The organism is Isoptericola sp. NPDC060185 (assembly GCF_042728595.1).
Classification (GTDB): domain Bacteria; phylum Actinomycetota; class Actinomycetes; order Actinomycetales; family Cellulomonadaceae; genus Isoptericola.
In genome coordinates this window covers 1-5,015 of sequence record NZ_JBHWYY010000002.1, presented here as the reverse complement: position 1 = coordinate 5,015, position 5,015 = coordinate 1, and the positions used below count along the sequence as shown (strand labels likewise).

Here is a 5,015-nt window from a genome sequence, read left to right as displayed (position 1 = left end):
CCGTGCGCGGGCGCCCGGGACGCGGGCGGGGTGTGACGGGGGCCCCCCCCCGCCCGCCCCCCGCCGCCCCCCGCGGGGCGGAGTGCTACGCGGTGCTCAACCTGTACCCGTACAACTCCGGTCACCTCATGGTGCTGCCGTACCGGCACGTGTCGGGCTACGTGGACCTCACCGTCTCGGAGACGGCCGAGCTCGCGGCGATGACGCAGACGGCGGTGCGCACCCTCGGCGCGGTGTACGCGCCGGCCGGGTTCAACATCGGTATGAACCAGGGCGAGGTGGCCGGCGCGGGCATCGCCGCGCACCTGCACCAGCACGTCGTGCCGCGCTGGCTCGGCGACGCCAACTTCCTGCCTGTCGTCGGGCAGACCAAGGCGCTCCCCGAGCTGCTGGCGGACACGCGGGGCCGGCTCGCGGCCGCTTGGCCGGCCGAGCCCGCTGACCCCGCCGAGCCCGCTGACCCCGCCGAGCCCGGCGCCGCGCGCGACGGGGGCCGCTGATGCTCGGCGGCCTGCGCGCGACGATGCAGCGCCTCTTCACCCCGCCCGCGCGCCTGCTGCTGCGCCTCGGCGTCTCCCCGGACGCGGTGACGATCACGGGGACCGTGGTCGTGTGCGCCCTGGCGCTCACGCTGCTGCCGACGGGGAACGTGCTGCTCGGCGGCGTCCTCATCGGCCTGTTCGCCCTCGCGGACTCGATGGACGGGGTGATGGCGCGGCTGTCGGGCCGGTCGGGTCCGTGGGGCGCGTTCCTCGACTCGACGCTCGACCGGGTCTCGGACGGCGCGGTCTTCGCCGGGATCACCCTGTGGTTCGTGCTGCACCCCGACCTGCCGTACGCGACCTGGGGCCTCGCGGCCGCGCTCGCGTGCCTGGTGCTCGGGTCCGTGGTGCCGTACGCCCGGGCCCGTGCGGAGAGCGTCGGCGCCACGGCCGCCGTGGGGATCGCGGAGCGCACCGACCGGCTCGTCGTCGCCCTCGTGGCGGTGGGCTTCACCCAAGTCGGCCTGCCCGTGGTCGTCGCCGAGGTCGCGCTCACCCTGCTCGCCGTCGCCAGCCTCGTCACCGTGGTGCAGCGCATGGCCACCGTGCGGAGGCAGCTCACGGCCGTGCCCACCGACCCCACCGACAGCCCTGCCCCGGAGGCCTGATGCGGATCGACGTCGCCCGCCTGTACACGTTCGCGTGGCGCCACGCGCCGAAGGTGCCCGAGCCGGTGCTGCGCGCGGTGTTCACCGCCGTCGCGGACCTCACCTGGCTGCGACGCACCGAGGGGGTGCGCCGGCTCGAGGCGAACTACGCGCGGGTGCGCCCCGACCTCGACCCGCCGGAGCTGCGCCGCCTCTCCCGCGCGGGCATGCGCTCGTACATGCGCTACTTCCGCGAGGCGTTCACCCTCCAGGGGGCCACGCCCGCGCAGATCACCGCGCGGGTGCGCGTCGAGGGCTACGAGCACGTCGGCGGCCCGGTCGGGGACGGGCAGGCCGTCTCGCTCGCGCTGGCGCACCTGGGCAACTGGGACCTCGCGGGCGCGTACGCGACGCCGCACATCGCCCCGGTGCTCACGGTCGCGGAGCGGCTCAAGCCCGAGGAGCTGTTCGTCGAGTTCGTCGAGTTCCGCCGCTCCATCGGGATCGACGTGCTGCCGCTCGGCGACCACGACGTCTTCCGCAACCTCGTGCGCGGCGCCGCGAAGGGCGGCCGCATCGTGCCGCTGCTGGCCGACCGCGACCTCACCGCCACCGGCGTCGAGGTGGACCTGTGCGGGCACCGGGCGCGCGTGGCCGCCGGCCCGGCGGCGCTGGCGATCGCGGCGAAGGTGCCGCTGGTGCCGGTCGGGATCACCTACGAGCGCCTGACGGGGGAGCGCCGCCGCGCCGCCGGCACGGCCTGGGGCATCGTCATCCGCTTCTACCCGGCCGTCCCGGTGCCCGACGGCTCGGGCCTGCGACGCCAGGAGCGCGTCGCGCTGATGACCCAGGGCTGGGTGGACGCGATCTCGCAGACGCTGCAGGAGTCCACCGAGGACTGGCACATGCTGCAGCGCGTCTTCGTCGACGACCTCGACGCCGAGCGGTACGCGCGCACCCGGGCCCAGGCGGGCGAGGGATGAGCGCGGCGGACGTCCTCGCGCAGGTCGGGGTGCCGTCGCGCCCGCTGCGTGTCGGGATCGTGTGCCCCTACTCGTTCGACGCCCCGGGCGGGGTGCAGTTCCACGTGCGCGACCTCGCCCAGGCGCTGCAGCGCGCGGGTCACGAGGTCTCGGTGCTCGCGCCGGCCGACGACGACACCCCGGTGCCCGACGTCGTGACCTCCGCGGGCCGCGCCATCCCCGTGCGCTACAACGGCTCGGTCGCCCGGCTGACCTTCGGCCCGCGCACGGCCGCCCGCGTGCGGCGCTGGGTGGAGGCGGGCCGGTTCGACGTCGTGCACGTGCACGAGCCGATGGTGCCCAGCCTGTCGATGCTCGCCCTGTGGGTGGCCGAGGGGCCCGTGGTCGCCACGTTCCACACCTCGCAGGAGCGCTCGCGGGCGCTGCAGGTCGCGTTCCCGCTGCTGCGCCAGTCGCTCGAGAAGATCGCCGCCCGCATCGCCGTCTCGGAGGACGCGCGCCGCACGCTCGTCGACCACGTGGGCGGGGACGCCGTCGTGATCCCGAACGGGGTGTACGTCGACACGTTCGCCGCGGCCGCGCCGGACGACCGGTGGCGCGGCACCACCGAGGCGCCCACGATCGCCTTCCTGGGCCGGCTCGACGAGCCGCGCAAGGGCCTCGAGGTGCTCGCCGGCGCCGCGCCGGCGGTACTGCAGCGGATCCCGGGCGCGCGGTTCCTCGTCGCCGGCAAGGGCGACGCGGGCCGGGACGCCGCGATCGAGGCGCTGGGACCGCTGGCCGGCTCGTTCGAGTTCCTCGGCGGCGTGAGCGACGAGGACAAGGCGTCGCTGCTCGCGTCGGCCGACCTCTACATCGCCCCCCAGACGGGGGGCGAGAGCTTCGGCATCGTGCTCGTCGAGGCGATGAGCGCCGGCACCGCCGTCGTGGCGAGCGACCTCGGGGCGTTCCGCCGGGTGCTCGACGAGGGTGCGGCCGGGCGGCTCTTCCGCACGGGCGAGCCGGACGACCTGGCGCGCGCGATCCTCGAGGCGCTCGACGACCCGCAGGACACCGCCGCCCGGCGGGACCGCGCCACGGCCTTCGTGCGCCGGTTCGACTGGTCGGCGGTCACCGCGCAGGTCCTGGCGGTCTACGAGATGGCGGTCGCCGCGGGCGAGGCGCTGGGGTCGCCGGTCGCGCCGTCGCGCTCAGAGAGCGCCGTCGGCTGGCTCCGCACGCGCCGGGCCGCAGGGGGTGAGGGCGCATGAGCTGGTCCGAGCTCGCGCTCGTCGTCGTCGTCGCCGCGGCGGTGGTGGTCTGGCTCGCGTGGATCTCCGCGTCACGCCTGGACCGTCTGCACCGCAAGGTCGTCGCCTCCCGGATCGCGCTGCAGGCGCAACTCGTGCGCCGGGCGGGCGCAGCGGTCGACCTGGCGTCCTCCGGCCTGCTCGACCCCGCGGGGGCCGTGCTCGTGGCCGACGCCGCGTTCGCCGCCGTCGAGGACCCGGCGCCGCCCGCCCCGGCGGGCACGGAGCTGGGGCTCGACGGCCTCGCCCCGGGCCGCGAGCGCGCCGAGAGCGAGCTGTCGTCCACGCTCCGCTCGGCGCTGGGCGACGACGAGGCCCTCGCCGAGCTGCGCGCCACCCCCGCCGGCGACGAGCTGGTGGGCCGGCTCGCCGCCGCCTGGTACCGGGCCCAGCTGGCGCGCCGGTTCCACAACGAGGCCGTCGCCCAGGCCCGGCGCGCCCGCCGCACCTGGTACGTGCGCCTGCTGCGCCTGTCGGGGCACGCGGCGCTGCCGCGCACCGTCGAGCTCGACGACCAGATGCCGGAGGGGCTCACGGGAGGCTGACCGCGCGCCCTAGGATGGGAGAGGCGTGACAGCGGTCACGCCGCTCCCTGCGACACGAGCGAGGCGCGAGTTGAGCGAGACCACCGGCAACGGCCAGATCCCCGCGGGCGAGGTGGGCACGGCCCGCGTCAAGCGCGGCATGGCCGAGATGCTCAAGGGCGGCGTCATCATGGACGTCGTCACCCCCGAGCAGGCGAAGATCGCCGAGGACGCCGGCGCGGTCGCCGTCATGGCCCTCGAGCGGGTGCCCGCCGACATCCGCGCCCAGGGCGGCGTCGCGCGCATGAGCGACCCCGACATGATCGACGGCATCATCGACGCCGTCTCCATCCCCGTGATGGCGAAGGCGCGCATCGGGCACTTCGTCGAGGCCCAGGTGCTGCAGGCGCTGGGCGTCGACTACATCGACGAGTCGGAGGTGCTCACCCCCGCCGACTACGCCAACCACATCGACAAGTGGCGCTTCACCGTGCCGTTCGTGTGCGGGGCGACCAACCTCGGCGAGGCGCTGCGCCGCATCACCGAGGGCGCGGCGATGATCCGTTCCAAGGGCGAGGCCGGCACCGGCGACGTCTCCAACGCGACCACGCACATGCGCCAGATCCGCGCTCAGATCCGCCACCTCGGCTCCCTGCCCGAGGACGAGCTGTTCGTCGCGGCGAAGGAGCTGCAGGCGCCCTACGAGCTCGTCGCCGAGGTGGCGCGGGCGGGCAGGCTGCCGGTCGTGCTGTTCACCGCGGGCGGTATCGCCACCCCGGCCGACGCCGCGATGATGATGCAGCTCGGCGCCGAGGGCGTGTTCGTGGGCTCGGGCATCTTCAAGTCCGGCGACCCGGTCGCGCGCGCCAAGGCGATCGTGCAGGCCACCACGTTCCACGACGACCCCGACGTCCTCGCCAAGGTCTCCCGCGGGCTGGGCGAGGCCATGGTGGGCATCAACGTCGAGGCCGAGCCGGCGCCCGTGCGCCTGGCGGAGCGCGGCTGGTAGCACGCGGCCGGTAGCACCAGGTCCGGCCAGGGGCCCCGCGGACGTCGCGTCCGCGGGGCCCTGTCGCTTATTCACATCTGT

The 5,015-nt window shown here is 75.6% G+C and carries 6 protein-coding genes; all 6 read left to right on the top strand.

Going from position 1 to position 5,015, the window contains the following annotated elements; genetic code table 11:
- Positions 1 to 500: HIT family protein (locus ACFWDO_RS00840; protein WP_380346747.1), on the top strand; the 500-nt coding region annotated here is incomplete at its 5' end.
- A complete protein-coding gene (gene pgsA / locus ACFWDO_RS00835; RefSeq protein WP_380325042.1) occupies positions 500 to 1,150 on the top strand; it encodes a phosphatidylinositol phosphate synthase in 651 nt (216 codons plus the stop codon). The genes ACFWDO_RS00840 and pgsA, both read left to right, overlap by 1 nt.
- On the top strand, positions 1,150 to 2,112 hold the full coding sequence (locus ACFWDO_RS00830) for a phosphatidylinositol mannoside acyltransferase (protein WP_380325045.1): 963 nt from the start codon (positions 1,150 to 1,152) through the stop codon (positions 2,110 to 2,112). The genes pgsA and ACFWDO_RS00830 overlap by 1 nt, the downstream gene beginning before the upstream one ends.
- Complete coding sequence (locus ACFWDO_RS00825) at positions 2,109 to 3,362, top strand: glycosyltransferase family 4 protein (protein ID WP_380325048.1); 1,254 nt, start codon at positions 2,109 to 2,111, stop codon at positions 3,360 to 3,362. The genes ACFWDO_RS00830 and ACFWDO_RS00825 overlap by 4 nt, the downstream gene beginning before the upstream one ends.
- Positions 3,359 to 3,946 carry a hypothetical protein gene (locus ACFWDO_RS00820; protein WP_380325051.1) on the top strand — a complete coding sequence of 196 codons (588 nt, stop codon included), beginning with the start codon at positions 3,359 to 3,361 and terminating at the stop codon, positions 3,944 to 3,946. The genes ACFWDO_RS00825 and ACFWDO_RS00820 overlap by 4 nt, the downstream gene beginning before the upstream one ends.
- Before the next feature lie 70 nt (positions 3,947 to 4,016).
- On the top strand, positions 4,017 to 4,934 hold the full coding sequence (gene pdxS / locus ACFWDO_RS00815) for a pyridoxal 5'-phosphate synthase lyase subunit PdxS (protein ID WP_380325054.1): 918 nt from the start codon (positions 4,017 to 4,019) through the stop codon (positions 4,932 to 4,934).
- Positions 4,935 to 5,015 lie beyond the last annotated feature (81 nt).

Coding starts and splice junctions, on each gene's coding strand:
- ACFWDO_RS00825 (WP_380325048.1), top strand. CDS start 2,109: ATGAGCGCGGCGGACGTCCTCGCGCAGGTCGGGGTGCCGTCGCGCCCG.
- ACFWDO_RS00820 (WP_380325051.1), top strand. CDS start 3,359: ATGAGCTGGTCCGAGCTCGCGCTCGTCGTCGTCGTCGCCGCGGCGGTG.
- ACFWDO_RS00830 (WP_380325045.1), top strand. CDS start 1,150: ATGCGGATCGACGTCGCCCGCCTGTACACGTTCGCGTGGCGCCACGCG.
- pgsA (WP_380325042.1), top strand. CDS start 500: ATGCTCGGCGGCCTGCGCGCGACGATGCAGCGCCTCTTCACCCCGCCC.